This window comes from Streptomyces griseicoloratus (assembly GCF_014534645.1).
In the GTDB taxonomy this organism is placed as follows: Bacteria; Actinomycetota; Actinomycetes; order Streptomycetales; family Streptomycetaceae; genus Streptomyces; species Streptomyces griseicoloratus.
Map to the genome: position 1 here is coordinate 20,851 of NZ_JACVQF010000212.1, position 16,418 is coordinate 37,268.

The 16,418-nt window shown below is 70.6% G+C and carries 15 protein-coding genes; 9 read left to right on the forward strand and 6 right to left on the reverse strand.

Going from position 1 to position 16,418, the window contains the following annotated elements:
• Positions 1-140 precede the first annotated feature (140 nt).
• The 4 genes from H0H10_RS25490 (at position 141) to H0H10_RS25505 (ending at position 2,045) form a co-directional block, all read left to right on the forward strand.
• Complete coding sequence (locus tag H0H10_RS25490) at positions 141-323, forward strand: hypothetical protein (RefSeq protein ID WP_188183445.1); 183 nt, start codon at positions 141-143, stop codon at positions 321-323.
• A gap of 191 nt (positions 324-514) precedes the next feature.
• A complete protein-coding gene (locus H0H10_RS25495) occupies positions 515-913 on the forward strand; it encodes a BlaI/MecI/CopY family transcriptional regulator (protein WP_188183484.1) in 399 nt (132 codons plus the stop codon).
• A gap of 9 nt (positions 914-922) precedes the next feature.
• The gene (locus tag H0H10_RS25500; RefSeq protein ID WP_188183446.1) at positions 923-1,432 is read left to right on the forward strand and encodes an amino-acid N-acetyltransferase; all 510 of its coding nucleotides are present in this window, start codon (positions 923-925) and stop codon (positions 1,430-1,432) included.
• A gap of 277 nt (positions 1,433-1,709) precedes the next feature.
• Positions 1,710-2,045 (forward strand): histone-like nucleoid-structuring protein Lsr2, encoded by a 336-nt coding sequence (locus tag H0H10_RS25505; RefSeq protein ID WP_188183447.1) that lies wholly within the window; start codon positions 1,710-1,712, stop codon positions 2,043-2,045.
• A 50-nt stretch (positions 2,046-2,095) separates the two neighbouring features.
• Here the strand turns inward: H0H10_RS25505 and H0H10_RS25510 are convergent, their stop codons facing one another.
• Positions 2,096-2,779 carry an SCO3374 family protein gene (locus tag H0H10_RS25510; protein WP_188183448.1) on the reverse strand — a complete coding sequence of 228 codons (684 nt, stop codon included), beginning with the start codon at positions 2,777-2,779 and terminating at the stop codon, positions 2,096-2,098.
• Positions 2,780-3,208: 429 nt separating this feature from the next.
• Here H0H10_RS25510 and H0H10_RS25515 point away from each other — a divergent pair, with 429 nt between their 5' ends.
• On the forward strand, positions 3,209-5,734 hold the full coding sequence (locus tag H0H10_RS25515) for an ATP-dependent Clp protease ATP-binding subunit (RefSeq protein ID WP_188183449.1): 2,526 nt from the start codon (positions 3,209-3,211) through the stop codon (positions 5,732-5,734).
• Positions 5,735-5,802: 68 nt separating this feature from the next.
• Here H0H10_RS25515 and H0H10_RS25520 read toward each other — a convergent pair whose 3' ends face one another.
• Positions 5,803-8,850, reverse strand: a complete 3,048-nt coding sequence (locus H0H10_RS25520) for an NACHT domain-containing protein (protein ID WP_188183450.1) — start codon at positions 8,848-8,850, stop codon at positions 5,803-5,805.
• A 43-nt stretch (positions 8,851-8,893) separates the two neighbouring features.
• On the reverse strand, positions 8,894-9,571 hold the full coding sequence (locus H0H10_RS25525) for an HAD family acid phosphatase (protein WP_188183451.1): 678 nt from the start codon (positions 9,569-9,571) through the stop codon (positions 8,894-8,896).
• Positions 9,572-10,057: 486 nt separating this feature from the next.
• On the opposite strand from H0H10_RS25525, the gene H0H10_RS25530 reads away from it, so the two are divergent.
• The gene (locus H0H10_RS25530) at positions 10,058-10,771 is read left to right on the forward strand and encodes a M23 family metallopeptidase (protein ID WP_188183452.1); all 714 of its coding nucleotides are present in this window, start codon (positions 10,058-10,060) and stop codon (positions 10,769-10,771) included.
• A 16-nt stretch (positions 10,772-10,787) separates the two neighbouring features.
• On the opposite strand, the gene H0H10_RS25535 is transcribed toward H0H10_RS25530, so the two are convergent.
• Complete coding sequence (locus H0H10_RS25535) at positions 10,788-11,384, reverse strand: TetR/AcrR family transcriptional regulator (protein WP_223180412.1); 597 nt, start codon at positions 11,382-11,384, stop codon at positions 10,788-10,790.
• Positions 11,385-11,519: 135 nt separating this feature from the next.
• Here H0H10_RS25535 and H0H10_RS25540 point away from each other — a divergent pair, with 135 nt between their 5' ends.
• The 3 genes from H0H10_RS25540 (at position 11,520) to H0H10_RS25550 (ending at position 14,290) form a co-directional block, all read left to right on the forward strand.
• Positions 11,520-13,121, forward strand: a complete 1,602-nt coding sequence (locus H0H10_RS25540; protein ID WP_188183453.1) for an MDR family MFS transporter — start codon at positions 11,520-11,522, stop codon at positions 13,119-13,121.
• A 166-nt stretch (positions 13,122-13,287) separates the two neighbouring features.
• The gene (locus H0H10_RS25545) at positions 13,288-13,731 is read left to right on the forward strand and encodes a helix-turn-helix transcriptional regulator (protein ID WP_188183454.1); all 444 of its coding nucleotides are present in this window, start codon (positions 13,288-13,290) and stop codon (positions 13,729-13,731) included.
• A gap of 112 nt (positions 13,732-13,843) precedes the next feature.
• Positions 13,844-14,290: a VOC family protein gene (locus tag H0H10_RS25550; protein ID WP_188183455.1), complete on the forward strand. Its 447-nt coding sequence runs from the start codon at positions 13,844-13,846 to the stop codon at positions 14,288-14,290.
• Here H0H10_RS25550 and cseC read toward each other — a convergent pair.
• Positions 14,287-15,654, reverse strand: coding sequence for a two-component system sensor histidine kinase CseC (cseC, locus tag H0H10_RS25555; RefSeq protein WP_188183456.1), 1,368 nt, complete (start codon positions 15,652-15,654; stop codon positions 14,287-14,289). The two genes, H0H10_RS25550 and cseC, sit on opposite strands and share 4 nt — an antisense overlap.
• Before the next feature lie 9 nt (positions 15,655-15,663).
• On the reverse strand, positions 15,664-16,368 hold the full coding sequence (gene cseB / locus H0H10_RS25560) for a two-component system response regulator CseB (RefSeq protein WP_188183457.1): 705 nt from the start codon (positions 16,366-16,368) through the stop codon (positions 15,664-15,666).
• Between the last annotated feature and the right edge of the window lie 50 nt (positions 16,369-16,418).

Sequence of the window (16,418 nt, forward strand, 5' to 3'; positions counted from 1 at the left end):
CCCACGGCCCCACCGGACCCCCGCTCCACCGAACCCCCGCTCCACCGGACCCCCGTCCCACCGGCCCCCGCCCCGCCGACCCCGCGGGCCCCACCCCACCCCGCGGCGTCCGGCCCCCGTCCCGTGGCTACCCTGGTCCCATGGACTACGTCTCCGCGCTCCTGCCCCCGGTCGTCATGGCCGCACTCTTCATCGGTGTGATCAGGGTGATCGTGAAGACCCAGGGCGGCGCCAACAAGGCCAAGGAGGACGCGGCCGTGGACGCCGCCATCGCACGGGCGGAGGGCGCCCGCCAGGCCGCCACCGCGAACCCCGACGCCTGACCCTCCCGGCCTCGCCGCGCCGCGCCACGCCACCGCTCCACCACCCCACCGCGTACGACTCCACGCACCGCGCCCCACCAGGCCCGCACCCCGAGTCGTACGCCCTTTTTGTGCCCGTTTGCCCTGAAGATGCCCGCTCGGCACGCCAGTGCCGACATCTCCCACTACTGTTCTGAGTTGTGCCCCGCCCATTGGGAGAACTCGAAGACGCGGTCATGACGAGGGTGTGGAAGTGGAACCGCCCGGTGACCGTTCGAGAAGTCCTGGAAGACCTCCAGCAGGAACGGTCCATCGCCTACACCACGGTGATGACCGTTTTGGACAATCTCCATCAGAAGGGCTGGGTGCGCCGCGAGGCGGAAGGCCGGGCCTATCGATATGAGGCCGTCTCCACCCGCGCCGCCTACGCCGCCGCGCTGATGAACGACGCCTGGTCCCAGAGCGACAACCCCGCCGCCGCCCTCGTCGCCTTCTTCGGCATGATGAGCGAGGAACAGCGGCAGGCACTGAGAGACGCCATCCGCATCGTGCAGGGTCCGGAAACCCCGGGCCCCAACCCCGGCTCGGTACCGGAAGCCGACGGGCGATAGCGTCCCCACATGTCAAAAGCCATCACCGTCCGGCGGGCCCGCACCAGCGATGTCCCCGCCGTGCGCCGGCTCCTCGACGCCTACGCCCGTGACCGCATCCTGCTCGACAAAGCGACGGTGACCCTTTACGAGGACATCCAGGAGTTCTGGGTGGCCGAACGGGACGACAACGCCGAGGTGGTCGGCTGCGGGGCCCTGCACGTGATGTGGGAAGACCTCGCCGAAGTGCGGACTCTCGCGGTGAAGCCGGGCCTGAAGGGGGCCGGTGTCGGACATCAGTTGCTGGAGAAGTTGCTGCAGACCGCGCGCTGGCTCGGTGTTCGACGTGTTTTCTGTCTGACCTTCGAAGTGGACTTCTTCGCCAAGCACGGCTTCGTGGAGATCGGAGAGACACCCGTCGACGCGGATGTCTACGCGGAGCTGCTGCGTTCCTATGACGAGGGCGTAGCGGAGTTCCTCGGACTCGAACGAGTGAAACCGAACACCTTGGGCAACAGCCGGATGCTTCTGCATCTGTGATCGTCGGGCTTCGGCAAGCCCCGCAAGGGTCCGGAGGCGGATCCGGGCACGCACGCCAGGTTTATTCCGCCGAAGGACCGTGCGCCGGTTCCCTATGTCCGAAACGCGCATCTTTCCCGTGTGGGGGAGGGCTTCGGGTCTCCACCGGGGGTTTGTGTTTTTCCGGCAAAAGCGGTTTGCTTTCCGACGTACTGCAGTACTGCATATAACAGGGGACGGCGATACGGCGGACGCCGACAGACCTCCGGCCCTCAAGTTATCGATGAAAGGAAATCCGGTGGCACAGAAGGTTCAGGTCCTTCTTGTCGATGACCTCGACGGCGGCGAGGCGGACGAGACCGTGACGTTCGCGTTGGACGGCAAGACGTACGAGATCGATCTCACCACCGCCAATGCGGACAAGCTCCGCGGCCTTCTCGAGCCTTACGTGAAGGGCGGCCGCCGCACCGGGGGCCGTGCTTCGAGCGGCCGCGGAAAGGCGCGCGCCACTGCGGGTGGCAGCCAGGACACCGCGGCGATCCGCGCCTGGGCGAAGGAGCAGGGCCTGGAGGTCAACGACCGCGGTCGTGTTCCCCAGGCCATCCGCGAGGCGTACGAGAAGGCCAACGGCTGACCGTCCGGCCCGCGTGACAGGGCTCCGCACACCCGCACGCCCGCCCGCGTTCAGCGCGGCGCACGCGAGGGGACCGGCGGCGGGCCGCACGCGCGCCGCAGTCCGACCCGGTGGCACTGCGTCGCCAGCGTGCGCACCAGCCGTACGAGATCGGGAGCGACCCCGTCGCCTCCCACGGCCGACAGCCTCGGCAGCGAGGTCCCGGCCTCGCACCCCGGCTCGGGGGGCCGCAGCCACACGGCGGCCCCCTGTGAACCGCCGTGGTCCGGAGGAAGCGCCCACGGGCCGGTCGGGCCGCTCGGGTCGGCCCCGGGGGGCAGGGGCGCGTCGATGAGGCCGCCCGCGCCGACCGCCGTCAGGTCCAGCGCCAGCGATCCCCACTCCAGCCAGTCCAGCAGGCCGGGCAACTCCTCCGCGCTGCCCGCGGCCACGAGCAGCAGCATACGCTCGCCCCGGACGGCCACCGGAGCGCCGGACCCCGGCCGTCCCGGCGGTCCCAGCCGCCCCAGCGCCGCATGCCCGGCCTCGGCCGGGACGTCGAGCACGTCGAAGCGGATGCCCGTGTGCAGCCGTACCGGGGATCCGGGCGCGGTGGGCCAGCCGAGCGCGTTCTCGTACCACCACCGAACCCGCTCCCACGCCCCGCCCGGCACGAGCGGCCGACGGGGGAACGGAACCGCGGTGAACGGGGTCACCGGAGGGGTCCGGGGGACCGGGGGCGGGGCGCCAGCCATGCCAGGTGAACCGTCGGACAGGCACTCGGGTTACGCTGGGTGTAGCGGCGACTGCGCAGAGTGTCGGAAGAGGGGGCGCGTGGGGGTACGGGGAGGCGCAAGGTTGTTCGCCCGTAGCGGAGTGAACCGGTGCGCGCGGCATGGAGTGTCAGTCCCCGCGGGTAAGACATCCCTAGTGGGAGGGGGCGACCCGCGGAACAGGCCGTCTCACGTTCGCCATCGGCGTACTGGCGAGTGGGGTAACTGCCTGGCCTGCGGGAACATCGTCTCGCACCATCGGGTTGGAGCAGATGTCGGCGTTCGGGGTCAGGAGGCCATCGACGGTGTCGGCAGTTGGAATGAGCGGTCCCCGCTTGCGGGACTAAGCTGCGGAAGGACAGGGAGGGGAAGTTCCCCTTACTGCCTGACCGCTCTGAGGAGCGATTAACGATGTTCGAGAGGTTCACCGACCGCGCGCGGCGGGTTGTCGTCCTGGCTCAGGAAGAAGCCCGGATGCTCAACCACAACTACATCGGCACCGAGCACATCCTCCTGGGCCTGATCCACGAGGGTGAGGGTGTCGCCGCCAAGGCCCTTGAGAGCCTCGGGATTTCGCTCGAGGCGGTCCGCCAGCAGGTGGAGGAGATCATCGGGCAGGGCCAGCAGGCCCCGTCGGGTCACATCCCCTTCACTCCCCGTGCCAAGAAGGTGCTGGAGCTGTCGCTCCGCGAGGCGCTTCAGCTGGGCCACAACTACATCGGCACGGAGCACATCCTGCTCGGCCTGATCCGTGAGGGCGAGGGCGTCGCCGCCCAGGTCCTGGTCAAGCTGGGCGCAGATCTGAACCGCGTGCGGCAGCAGGTGATCCAGCTGCTCTCCGGTTACCAGGGCAAGGAGACCGCCACCGCCGGCGGTCCTGCCGAGGGCACCCCCTCCACGTCCCTGGTCCTCGACCAGTTCGGCCGGAACCTCACCCAGGCCGCTCGTGAGTCCAAGCTCGACCCGGTCATCGGGCGCGAGAAGGAGATCGAGCGGGTCATGCAGGTGCTGTCCCGCCGTACGAAGAACAACCCGGTCCTGATCGGTGAGCCCGGTGTCGGTAAGACCGCCGTCGTCGAGGGCCTCGCGCAGGCCATCGTCAAGGGCGAGGTGCCCGAGACCCTCAAGGACAAGCACCTCTACACCCTGGACCTCGGCGCCCTGGTCGCCGGCTCCCGCTACCGCGGTGACTTCGAGGAGCGCCTGAAGAAGGTGCTCAAGGAGATCCGCACCCGCGGCGACATCATCCTGTTCATCGACGAGCTGCACACGCTGGTCGGTGCGGGTGCCGCCGAGGGCGCCATCGACGCGGCTTCCATCCTGAAGCCGATGCTGGCCCGCGGTGAGCTGCAGACCATCGGTGCGACCACCCTGGACGAGTACCGCAAGCACCTGGAGAAGGACGCGGCCCTGGAGCGCCGCTTCCAGCCCATCCAGGTCGCGGAGCCGTCCCTGCCGCACACGATCGAGATCCTCAAGGGTCTGCGCGACCGGTACGAGGCGCACCACCGCGTCTCCATCACCGACGAGGCGCTGGTCCAGGCCGCCACCCTGGCCGACCGGTACATCTCGGACCGCTTCCTGCCGGACAAGGCGATCGACCTGATCGACGAGGCCGGTTCCCGGATGCGCATCCGCCGGATGACCGCGCCGCCGGACCTGCGCGAGTTCGACGAGAAGATCGCCGGTGTCCGCCGCGACAAGGAGTCCGCGATCGACTCGCAGGACTTCGAGAAGGCCGCCTCCCTCCGCGACAAGGAGAAGCAGCTCCTGGCCGCCAAGGCCAAGCGGGAGAAGGAGTGGAAGGCCGGTGACATGGACGTCGTCGCCGAGGTCGACGGCGAGCTGATCGCCGAGGTCCTCGCCACGGCGACGGGCATCCCGGTCTTCAAGCTCACGGAGGAGGAGTCGTCCCGCCTGCTGCGCATGGAGGACGAGCTCCACAAGCGGGTCATCGGCCAGGTCGACGCCGTCAAGGCGCTGTCGAAGGCGATCCGCCGTACGCGTGCCGGTCTGAAGGACCCGAAGCGTCCCGGTGGCTCGTTCATCTTCGCCGGCCCGTCCGGTGTCGGTAAGACCGAGCTGTCCAAGGCGCTCGCGGAGTTCCTCTTCGGTGACGAGGACGCGCTGATCTCCCTCGACATGTCGGAGTTCAGCGAGAAGCACACGGTCTCCCGTCTCTTCGGTTCGCCCCCCGGCTACGTGGGCTACGAGGAGGGCGGTCAGCTGACGGAGAAGGTGCGCCGCAAGCCGTTCTCGGTCGTCCTCTTCGACGAGGTCGAGAAGGCCCACCCGGACATCTTCAACTCGCTGCTGCAGATCCTGGAGGACGGTCGCCTGACCGACTCCCAGGGCCGGGTCGTGGACTTCAAGAACACGGTCATCATCATGACGACCAACCTCGGCACCCGGGACATCTCCAAGGGCTTCAACCTCGGCTTCGCCGCCGCGGGTGACACGAAGACCAACTACGAGCGCATGAAGAACAAGGTCTCGGACGAGCTGAAGCAGCACTTCCGGCCCGAGTTCCTGAACCGTGTCGACGACGTGGTGGTCTTCCCGCAGCTGACGCAGGAGGACATCCTCGCGATCGTCGACCTGATGATCAGCAAGGTGGACGAGCGCCTGAAGGACCGGGACATGGGCATCGAGCTCTCCCAGTCCGCCAAGGAGCTGCTGTCCAAGAAGGGCTACGACCCCGTGCTGGGCGCCCGGCCGCTGCGCCGGACCATCCAGCGCGAGATCGAGGACACGCTGTCGGAGAAGATCCTCTTCGGCGACCTGCGCCCCGGTCACATCGTGGTCGTGGACACCGAGGGCGAGGGCGAGACGAAGACCTTCACCTTCCGGGGTGAGGAGAAGTCGGCTCTGCCCGACGTCCCGCCGATCGAGCAGGCGGCCGGCGGTGCCGGGCCGAACCTGAGCAAGGAGGCGTAGCCCTCCGGGGTGAGCCGAGAAAGGGGCTGCTCCGGGACTTAGGTCCCGGGGCAGCCCCTTTCGCTGTCTCAGCCTTCGCCCTCGGACACCTCGGCGTCCGGGAACAGCGCCTCGAACCGGGCGGTGTCGACGCGTGCTCCGGGGGCGCTCAGGACGCGGACGACGCGCACGCCGGGCAGGCGGGCCGGGAGGCCGGAGACGTCCTCGCCGCCCTGGAACCCGGCCAGCCGCAGTTCGTTGATGCCGGGAAGGGCGGGCATGGGCCCCAGCCCGAAGGGGAAGAGCCGGGCGCTCAGGTGCAGGCAGCCGAGCAGCGGCAGCCGGGCGATCTCCGCCCAGTCGGCCGCGGTGAGCGTCGCGGTGGGGGCCAGGCTGAGCACCTTCAGCGTGCGCCAGTGGGACAGGCCCCGAAGACCGGTGTGGTCCGTGGTGCGGCGGCCCAGGAACAGGTATTCCAGGGGCGCCGGCACGGGAAGCACATCGGTCAGCCGGTCGCCGGGCAGCGGGCCCGACAGGGACAGCAACCGGAGCGAGCCCAGCTCCCGCAGACCGGCGAGGTCGCCGGCCTGGGCGATCACGAGTTCCCCGAGCGGCAGGGGCGCGAGTTCCTCGAATCCGCGTGCCGACGGGCACTCGATCAGCACCAGGCGCCGCAGGGAGCCGAAGGCCGACAGCGCACCCAGACCGGCCACTGCCGGGTTGTGCACGAGCCGCAGCACCTCGACCGCCGCCGGATCCGGCACGGCGGAGACGATGTCGGACAGACGGTGACCGCCCCGGAACTCCAGCCGGCTCCACGGCCGCATGCCGGCGACGGCCAGGCGCTGGGCGTCGGAGGCGCAGGTCAGCGTCAGGTCCGTGCGGTCCAGGTGATCCAGCACCTCCGTCGCGTAGGCCCGCCCTTCGAACCGCGCCCAGGTGCCGACGAGCTGCCGCCGCACATCGAGATCCGCGTGCTCACGGAACCGGCGCAGCACGGCCATCGCCCCGTCCGGCTCCAGAGTGGCCAGCAGGGAGGCCGTGACCGTGACCCCGTGTGCCTCCGTGTCCGTCAGCCCCTCCGGTCCCGGCAGCAACTCCAGCACCAGGGGACCCGCCTCCGCCAGGAGCTTCGCGTCCTCCTTCGACCGCGGCGGAATCAGCGCCGCCGCCCGTGCCTCCACCTCCGCCCGCACCGCCGGGTCAAGGGCGGTGGCGTGCTCCAGGCAGGCGAGGGCCAGCAGGGTCAGGCGCGCGGTGCCGTCGGCCAGCAGCCGGCGCAGCAGGACCGCACGCTCCCCGGGCCGGGCGTGGGCCACGGCCATGCGGATCACGTCCTCCCACTGGGTGTCGTGGGCGTGACCGGCCAGGACGTCGAGGTGGCCCTCCTCGACCGCGTACCGGGCTCCCAGGTAGTCCTGGAACGTGCGGTGCACGAACTCCAGCACCCCCTCGGCGGGCCGGCGGAGCAGGCCGCTGCGCAGCAGCAGGGCGCCCAGGACCGTGGCCGCGTCGCCCTGGCCCGCCGCCGAGGCGACGGACGGCAGGCAGCGCTCCACGATTCCCTCGGCCGTGGCCACGTCCATCTCCGTGCGGCCGCTCAGCACCAGCGCGTACGCGAGCCGCTGCAACAGCTCGACCTGCGCCTCCTCGCCCAGCTCCGCCCCGTCCACCGCGCCCATGCCCCGCTCCCGGTCCCGGCGGGCGAGCAGCATGGTGAGGGCGGCGTCGTACAGCTCCTTGCGGCCTGTGGGGAGGTAACCGCGGCGTTCGCGGTGCAGGGCGCACATTAGGCCGCACATCAGCGGGTTGGTGGCGAGGCGGGCCAGGTCGCGTTTGGTGCGCAGGGAGTCCAGCAGGCGCGCCTCGTACTCGGGCGCCCGGGCCGCCGCGTGCCAGCGCTGTACGAAGGCGGCGACGTCGGCCTGCCGCATCGGGGTCAGCGCCAGCTCGTGGAAGCCCTCCGCGGCGAGCCAGTCGGGGCGCACGGCGGTGGGGCGGGAGGTCAGCAGCCAGCGGTTGCCGGGGAAGGCGCGGATCAGGGCGAGCAGCCAGTCGCGGGTGCGGTGCCGGTCGGCGGAGGGGATCTCGTCCAGGCCGTCGACGAGGAGCAGGCCCCGGCCGGCCGTGAGGACCCGTTCGGCCCAGCCCTCGGGCGGGGTCAGCGGGCAGCCCACCGCGGTGAGGAAGGCCGCCGGGGCCGGGAGGGCGCCCGCGCGGACCAGGGTGCGCAGCGGCAGGACGTACGGGACCCGGTCGCCGTCCCGGGCGGCGGTCACCGCCAGCCACTGCACGAGCGTCGTCTTGCCGGAGCCCGCGTCGCCGCGCAGCAGGACGCGGTCGTGGGTGCGGAAGGCGTCCTCGGCGGGGACGCGGACGGTGCGGTCGGGTTCGGGCCGCTCCTCCGGCAGTGCGGACCGGTCTTCGCCGGTGGTCGCCTCCAGGCTCAGATAGGCCACTTCGAGGGGCCAGCGGTCGGGTGAGTCGCGCAGGTCGATGCCGTAGATGGTGATGCGGTCGTGCTGCTCGGCCACGTACGGCAGGTAGCGGCGTTCGAAGGCGGTGTCGCGGGCGTCGGGGCGCGGGGTGCGGGTGATCAGCTCGTCGACCTTCGCGATCAGTTCGGCCTGGCCGCGGGTCTGCTCCACCAGGGTGCGCGCCACGAAGGTCGAGCGCCGGGTGAAGAACTCCAGGATGTGCAGGCACGCCCACTCCGTCGCGGAGTCGAGGAAGTAGCGGGCGTCCGTGGACAGGCCGTCGTCGCTCCGGCGGGCGCCGTCGCGCAGTCGCCGGGCCAGTTCCCGGTACCCCAGCCCGACGGCCTGGACGTCGTCCATGTCGAGGTCGCCGAGGGCGAGCAGACGGGCCGTCAGGCCGTCGGTGACGGCATCCGCCTCGCCGGGCGGGAAGGGCGGCTCGCCGGGGGAGTCCAGGGACGCCCCGACCAGCCGCCCGGCGAGCTTGCGCACCTCCGCCTCACCGAGGTGGCGCCGCTCGCCCCGGAAGGACACCAGACGGGCCAGCCGGACCGGCCTGTCGACCAGCCCGGCACCCGGACCGCCCGTCACGAACAGCTTCTTCACCAGCGGGGCGACCAGACCGGACGCCAACTTCCCGCCGAGTACCGCCGGTTCCATGTGCCACCCCCGTGGTCGGCCGACGGGGGGAGCCTATCGAGCGTCAGGAGAGCTGACCGTCGTAGTCGGGGAGCTTGAAGGTCTTCTCGGCGTGGCCGCCCGACAGGTCGGTGGCGCTGTTGCCGATGTTCGCGATGATCGTGTAGCCCCTGGACTCGATGTCGGCGCGCTGGGCGGTCTTGTACTCGGCCACGTTCCGGAACAGGTCGAAGAAGCCGCGGACGTAGAGGCCGGAGGACTCGTACCCGGCGTGGTCGAGGTTGTACGCGGTCGGCGCGTGGATGATGCCCGGGCGGGCGGTCACGAAGAACAGGGCGACGCCGTGCTCCTGGGCGTACCGGGCGACCTCCAGGACCGGCCTGTTGGCGGGCTGCGGGAAGCTGAAGCCGAAGTCGGTCTCCAGGGAGGTGTTGTCGATGTCGAGGACGATCGCCTGCTTCTCACCGGGCGCGACGCCGGCGATCCGCTCCTTCAGGTACGGCAGGGCCTGGTCCATCACGGCCTGGCAGTCCTTCTGCCAGGTGGCGTAGTCGACGTCCGCCGCGGCGGACGCCGTCGTGGTCGCCGTCGTCTCCGTCGCCGCGATCGTCGCCGTGCTCGTCGCAGTGCCGGCGGTCGAGCGCGCGGTCGTCGCGGCTTCGGCGGGTGCCGCCAGCGCGACGAGGGCCGCCGCGGAGACCGCGGCCACGGATGCCCGGTGCAACCAGGGGTGTCTGGCCATGTGGGGTCCTCTCACGTCCGTACGCGTCTGTTGTCGAGTGCATGATCGGTGGTGAGGGTGGCGCGAGAGGAACCGTAGGGTTACTGGACGGTAAGTCGCTAGAGGCGTGCGTCACATGCCGGGGGTGCGTCCTGAACTCTTCGGTGGCGTAACCGCCGTCACATTCACCGGCTTATGGATCTTGCCGTCGGTGACATGCCGCACAGGCGATTTGGGCCTTACTACCAGGAATAGTGGAAACGCCCAGAACTGCGAAAACGGGCGACAAGGGACGAAATGACCAGGTGATACCACCCCTCTGATCTGCTTTGTCCCAAATGTGCCCTCTGTCGAGAGCTGAGAAGTTTCGGGGTCAAGTACTAGATGTCGTCGTAGGTCACACTCTTGGGCGATTAGGGCCGATTGGGTTACCAAGGTGGAGCCCGCCCGACGAGCACCCGCTTCGCCGGAGGGGCTTTCCTTTGCACCCGTCCCCATGAGGTTCGAATGTCCCTGCGTGTCACGCCCCGCTTCTCCCGTCCGACCACCCTCCGCACCCGTGCGGCCGTGATGGCCGCCGGCCTCGGCGCCTCGGTCGCACTGGGAGCAGGGGTCGCGGCCGCCGTCGACACCACGGCGGCCTCCAACGCCTCCACCGTCGCGAGCGCCGTCCAGGCCCAGGCCGAGGCTCAGGCCAAGGCCGCCAAGACCGCCAAGGCCGCCAAGGTCGCGAAGGCCCAGGCCGCCGCGAACGCGAAGAAGGCCACCACCGCCAAGAAGGCCGCCGTCACCAAGAAGGCCGCCTCGTGGGTGGACCCGGTCAAGGGCTACACGCTCACCGCGAGCTTCGCCCAGAACGGTGGCATGTGGGCGCACAAGCACAGCGGCCAGGACTTCGCCGTCCCGGTCGGCACCAATGTCGTGGCCGCGCACGGCGGCACCGTCGTCAAGGCCGGCCCGAACGGCGCCGGTGACGGCCCCGCCTACGGCAACGCCATCGTCATCAAGCACGGCAACGGTACGTACTCCCAGTACGCCCACCTGTCCCGTGTCGACGTGCGGGTCGGCCAGGTCGTCGCGACCGGCCAGCACATCGCCAAGTCCGGCAACACCGGTAACTCCAGCGGTCCGCACCTGCACTTCGAGATCCGTACGACCCCGAACTACGGCTCGGCGATCGACCCGGTCGCCTTCCTGCGCTCCAAGGGCGTGACCGTCTGACGAGGCCGGACAGGCCCTAGGACTCCCCGGCCCCCCGGTGGGCCCGGGTGATCAGATCGGTGGCGACCTCGAGGACGGCCCTGCGCTTGTCCTCGGGGTCGCCTTCGAGGTCCTGGAGCACGAACATCCCGGCGTGCAGTGTGAACAGCGCGCTGATGCTGCGGACCTGGTCGACCAGGTCCGCGTCCGGGGCGACGAGGATGTCGCGCAGGACCAGCATGCGGTCCTTGAACATGCCGCCGATGCGCAGCTCCCGCACCGTCGCCTGGTTCTCCTGCATGAAGCGGAAGAGGGGGGCGGCGCCGGCCAGGGCCTCGCTGTAGCGGCGGACGATCTCCTGCTTCGTCTCCAGGGTGTGCGGCTGCAGCCGGCCCCACTCGATCAGGTCCTCGATCGGCCGGGAGAGGTCCTCGAAGATGCTGACCAGGATCTCTTCCTTGGTCTTGAAGTGGTAGTAGAGCGCTGCCTTGGTGACCTCCAGGCGCTCCGCGATCTCGCGCAGGGAGGTCTTCTCGTAGCCCTGCTCCGCGAAGAGCTCGAGCGCCACGTCCTGGATGCGCTGGCGGGTGTCCCCGCGGCGCCGCTGCCTGGTGCCGTCCATCGTGCCGCCCATCTTCCTACGTCACCTCCGCCCCGCGCACTTTCCGGAAAACTTACTTGACGACCGGCTAGTTACGCGTCTACCTTCCCGAGTGTAGTGAACTAGCCGGGCGGCAAGTAAGTAGCGGCGCCAGGGGGAGTAGGAGCGATGGCGGACACACCGACGGCAAAAGCCGTCGAAACGGCGGACGGCAAGCAGCCCAAGAGCGTGCGGGTGGTCCTGCTCGCGCTGATGATCGCGATGATGCTCGCGATGCTGGACAACATGATCATCGGCACGGCGATGCCGACGATCGTCGGCGAGCTGGGCGGCCTGGAACACCTGTCGTGGGTGGTCACCGCCTACACCCTCGCGACCGCGGCGGCCACCCCGCTGTGGGGCAAGATCGGCGACATGTACGGCCGCAAGGGCTCGTTCATGACCTCGATCGTGATCTTCCTGATCGGCTCCGCGCTCAGCGGCATGGCCCAGAACATGGGCCAGCTCATCGGCTTCCGCGCCGTCCAGGGCCTCGGCGCCGGCGGTCTGATGGTCGGCGTCATGGCGATCATCGGCGACCTGATCCCGCCCCGCGAGCGCGGCAAGTACCAGGGCATGATGGCGGGCGTCATGGCGCTGGCGATGATCGGCGGACCGCTGGTCGGCGGCACCATCACCGACCACTGGGGCTGGCGCTGGGCCTTCTACATCAACCTGCCGCTCGGCGCGGTCGCGCTGGTCGCCATCAGCGCCGTACTGCACCTGCCGAAGAAGCGCAGCGACGCGCGGATCGACTACCTCGGCGCCGCGCTCCTGACCATCGGCATCACCGCGATCGTGCTCGTCACCACCTGGGGCGGCACGGAGTACGCCTGGACCTCCGCCCGGATCATGGAACTGACCGGCATCGGTCTCGCCGCCCTGGTCGGGTTCGTGTTCTGGCAGACCAAGGCCGCCGAGCCGGTGGTGCCGCTGCACATCTTCCGCAGCCGCAACTTCACGCTGATGTCCGTCATCGGCTTCATCACCGGCTTCGTGATGTTCGGCGCCACCCTCTTCCTGCCGCTCTACCAGCAGGCGGTGCAGGGCGCGTCCGCCACCAACTCCGGGCTGCTGCTCCTGCCGATGCTGGGCGCGATGCTCGTTACGTCCATGGTCGCGGGGCGGATCACCACGAACACCGGCCGCTACAAGGTCTTTCCCATCGTCGGCGGTGCGCTGATGACCCTGGGGCTGTTCCTGCTGTCGCTGATGGACACGGACACCAGCCGGTTCACCTCCGGCGTGTACATGGCCGTCGTCGGCCTCGGCATGGGCTGCCTGATGCAGATCACCATGCTGGTCGCGCAGAACAGCGTGGAGATGAAGGACATGGGCGTGGCCTCCTCGTCCACCACCCTCTTCCGCACCCTGGGCTCCTCCTTCGGCGTCGCGATCATGGGCGCCCTGTTCAACCACCGGGTCCAGAACGTCATGGCGGAGAAGGCCGGGGCCCTGGGCGCCAAGGTGACCGAGCAGTCCGCGCAGCTGGACGCCGCGAGCCTGGCCAAGCTGCCGGAGGCGGCCCGGGAGGCCTACCAGCACGCGGTGTCCTCCGGCACCCACGGGGCGTTCCTGCTGGGTGCCGCGGTGGCGGTGCTCGCGCTGGTCGCGGCGGTGTTCGTCAAGGAGGTGCCGCTCAAGGGGGCGGGCCCGAAGACGGACGGCGACCCGGCCGCCGGCGCCGGTGACGGTGCCGCGGCGAAGACGCAGGCGGTCGAGGCGGTCTGATCCGCCCGGCGGACGAAGGCCGCGGGGAGGCGCGCACCTCCCCGGGGCCTTCGCCGTACCCGCCTCACCGGGGCTTTTGCCGTCCCCGCTTCCCCGGGGCCCTCGCCCCACCCGCGGCCGAGCGGGTCACCGGCCGGTGTCAGTGCCCCGTGCCACCATCGGTCGCATGGACAAGTTGCGGCAGTTGCGGCTGGCCAAGGACGCCATGGACCGCGACTGGGCCGACCCGGCCCTCGACCTGGACGCGGTGGCCGCGCACGCCGGGTACTCCCGGTACCACTTCATCCGCGCCTTCAAGGAGGCGTACGGCGAGACCCCCGGCCAGTACCTGACCCACCGCCGCATCGAGCGCGCCGAGGACCTGCTGCGCACCGCCAACCTGTCCGTGACCGAGATCTGCCACCTGGTCGGCTTCAGCAGCCTCGGCACCTTCTCCACCCGGTTCAAGGCGTGGACCGGCCTGACCCCCAGCGAGTACCGGACGAAGCACGTGGGCCGAGGAGCCGCCCTGATACCGGGCTGCTACGCGATGCTCTGGGCCGGCGCCTTCCGCGGCGGCCGCGGCGCGGGACCCGGCGCTGAGCGGCGCAATTCCGGAGAAGCGGACTGACCCGGCCGCTGCCTACGGTGGCAGGGCGACGCAGGCACGACGACCGGCCGCGTATCGCAGGGGCACGGGATTACCGCGCACCCGCAGGAACACCGGAGTACAGGAGCACGCCATGATCAAAGGTCTCGCCATCTCGACCGTCTGGGTCCTCGACCAGGACCGGGCCAAGGAGTTCTACACCCAGAAGCTGGGCCTGGAGGTCCGTACGGACATGACGATGGGCGAGGGCGGCATGCGCTGGCTCACCGTCGGCTCCCCGGACCAGCCCGACGTCGAACTGACGCTGATGGTCCCCGGCAGCGGCTCGATGGACCCCGAGTCCGCCGAGATGATCAAGAAGCTGGTGGCCAAGGGCGCCCTCGGCGCCGGGGTGCTGACCACCGACGACATCCACGGCGACTACAAGAAGCTCAAGGACCGCGGGGTGGAGTTCCTCCAGGAGCCGCAGGAGCGCCCCTACGGCACGGAGGCGCTGTTCCGCGACGACTCCGGCAACTGGTTCTCCTTCACCCAGCCCCGCGAGGGCGGCCTCGACATGGACAAGGACTTCGCCTGTTAGGACACGCCCTGGGCCGGCCGGTCCGGCAGTATCGGGTAACTCCCCGTGTTCGTCGGTGCGTGCTCCGGCAGCCACAGCACGGCGACCGCGCCCTCGGCCGGCACGTGCTCGGGCGCCCCGGCCGGCCGCACGTTGCGGAACGTCAGCCTGGCGCCCAGCACCCGGGCCTGCCCGGCCGCGATGGTCAGTCCGAGCCCGTGTCCGCGGCCGGCCCGGTCCGCGCTGCCGGTGCGGAAGCGGCTCGGGCCCTCGGCCAGCAGGTCGCCGGGGAAGCCGGGACCGTGGTCGCGGACCCGGATCACCCGGCCCTCGACGCTCACCTCGATGGGCGGCCTGCCGTGCCGGGCGGCGTTGGCGAGCAGATTGAACAGCACGCGCTCCAGCCGGCGCGGGTCGGTGGTGACCTCCGACTCGTGCACGACCCGCACGTCCACGTCCGGGTCCTTGGCCGCCACCCGCCGGGTGACGAAGTCGCCCAGCATGATGTCCTGCAGCTCGGCCCGCTCCGAGGCGCTGTCCAGGCGGGCGACCTCCAGCACGTCCTCCACCAGCGTCCGCATGGCCTTCGCCCGGTCCAGCACCAGCTCCGTGGGCCGGCCCGGCGGAAGCAGCTCGGCCGCCGTGAGCAGCCCGGTCACCGGAGTGCGCAGTTCGTGCGCGATGTCGGCGGTGACCCGGCGCTCGGCCTCCAGCCGCTGCCGCAGTGCGTCCGCCATCGCGTCCACGGCGCTGGCGAGGTCGTCGGTCTCGTCGCGCACGACCCCGCCGATGGCGTCCCGGACCCGCACCTCGCTCTCGCCCTTGGCGACCTGGTTCGCGGCGGCGGCGGCCTTGCGCAGCCGGCGCGACAGCTGCCCGCCGATGAGCACGCCCAGCGCGCTGCCGCCGAGGACGACCGCGATGGAGCCGATGACCAGGGCCTGGTCGAGGTCCTTCAGGATGTCGGAGCTGCGGTCGGTGAACCCGGAGTGCAGCGAGATCACGTGCCCGTCCTTGAGCGGCACGGCCGCCCAGATGTCCGTCACACCGTCCGCCCGCTCGGAGACGTACGTCGCCCGCCGCCCGTCCTCGACCTTCTTGCGCAGCTCGGCCGGCAGCTCTGGGTCGTCGATCTGGGCGTTCGGGAAGTTCAGCCGCCCGGACAGCTCGTAGTTGCGCTGGGCGATCAGGACCCGGTCGTCCGCCAGGTCGCGCGCGTTGTCCAGCATCGACACCCTGGCCGCGTTGTGCACGACCAGGCTCAGCGCGACCGCGACCAGCGCGCCGACCAGCGCGATGGCCGCGCTGAGCTTCCATCTCAGTCCCGTACGGATGCCCGTGCGCCCCGGCGTCGAGGCGGCCAGGCGATGGAGGAACCCCCGCATGTCCCCTGCTCAGGCCTTCAACTTGTAGCCGAAGCCACGGACCGTCTCGATGCGGTCCTGGCCGATCTTGGTCCGCAGCCGCTGCACATGGACGTCGACGACGCGCGTGTCACCGCCCCAGCCGTAGTCCCACACGCGCTCCAGGAGCCGGTCGCGCGAGAGCACCGTGCCCGGCGCCGAGGAGAACTCCAGCAGCAGCCGCATCTCGGTCGGCGTCAGCGCCACCGGCCGGCCGGCCCGGCGCACCTCCATGCCCTCGGTGTCCACCTCCAGCTCGCCGAAGGTCAGCAGCCCGCCGTTGCCGTCGGCACCCCCCGCGTCCGCCCGGACACCGCCCCCGGCGTGCCCGAAGCGGCGCAGCACCGCCCGGATCCGGGCGACCAGCACGGCCCCGTCGAACGGCTTGGTCACATAGTCGTCGGCGCCCGCCTCCAGGCCGAGGACGACGTCGATGGAGTCCGCCCGCGCCGACAGCATGATCACCGGCACGGTGGACTCGTCCCGTATCCGGCGGCACAGGCTGACGCCGTCGAGACCGGGGACCATGACGTCCAGCAGCGCGATGTCGGGGCGGTTCGCCCGGAACGCCTCCAGGCCCGCCAGGCCGTCGGGCATCGCGGTGACCGCGAAGCCGTCGCGCTCCAGCGCGAGCTGGGTGGCCTCGCGGATGACGTCGTCGTCCTCGACGAACAGGACGTGGGTCTGGTCTGCCATCCCGGTGCTCTCAGTCCTCGTTGTGGTGGTCGGGGTGCGCTCGCTTCTCC

Coding starts and splice junctions, on each gene's coding strand:
- H0H10_RS25515 (WP_188183449.1), top strand. CDS start 3,209: ATGTTCGAGAGGTTCACCGACCGCGCGCGGCGGGTTGTCGTCCTGGCT.
- H0H10_RS25550 (WP_188183455.1), top strand. CDS start 13,844: ATGATCAAAGGTCTCGCCATCTCGACCGTCTGGGTCCTCGACCAGGAC.
- H0H10_RS25500 (WP_188183446.1), top strand. CDS start 923: ATGTCAAAAGCCATCACCGTCCGGCGGGCCCGCACCAGCGATGTCCCC.
- H0H10_RS25490 (WP_188183445.1), top strand. CDS start 141: ATGGACTACGTCTCCGCGCTCCTGCCCCCGGTCGTCATGGCCGCACTC.
- H0H10_RS25540 (WP_188183453.1), top strand. CDS start 11,520: ATGGCGGACACACCGACGGCAAAAGCCGTCGAAACGGCGGACGGCAAG.
- cseB (WP_188183457.1), bottom strand. CDS start 16,368: ATGGCAGACCAGACCCACGTCCTGTTCGTCGAGGACGACGACGTCATC.
- H0H10_RS25535 (WP_223180412.1), bottom strand. CDS start 11,384: ATGGGCGGCACGATGGACGGCACCAGGCAGCGGCGCCGCGGGGACACC.
- H0H10_RS25525 (WP_188183451.1), bottom strand. CDS start 9,571: ATGGCCAGACACCCCTGGTTGCACCGGGCATCCGTGGCCGCGGTCTCC.
- H0H10_RS25545 (WP_188183454.1), top strand. CDS start 13,288: ATGGACAAGTTGCGGCAGTTGCGGCTGGCCAAGGACGCCATGGACCGC.
- H0H10_RS25530 (WP_188183452.1), top strand. CDS start 10,058: ATGTCCCTGCGTGTCACGCCCCGCTTCTCCCGTCCGACCACCCTCCGC.
- cseC (WP_188183456.1), bottom strand. CDS start 15,654: ATGCGGGGGTTCCTCCATCGCCTGGCCGCCTCGACGCCGGGGCGCACG.
- H0H10_RS25510 (WP_188183448.1), bottom strand. CDS start 2,779: ATGGCTGGCGCCCCGCCCCCGGTCCCCCGGACCCCTCCGGTGACCCCG.
- H0H10_RS25520 (WP_188183450.1), bottom strand. CDS start 8,850: ATGGAACCGGCGGTACTCGGCGGGAAGTTGGCGTCCGGTCTGGTCGCC.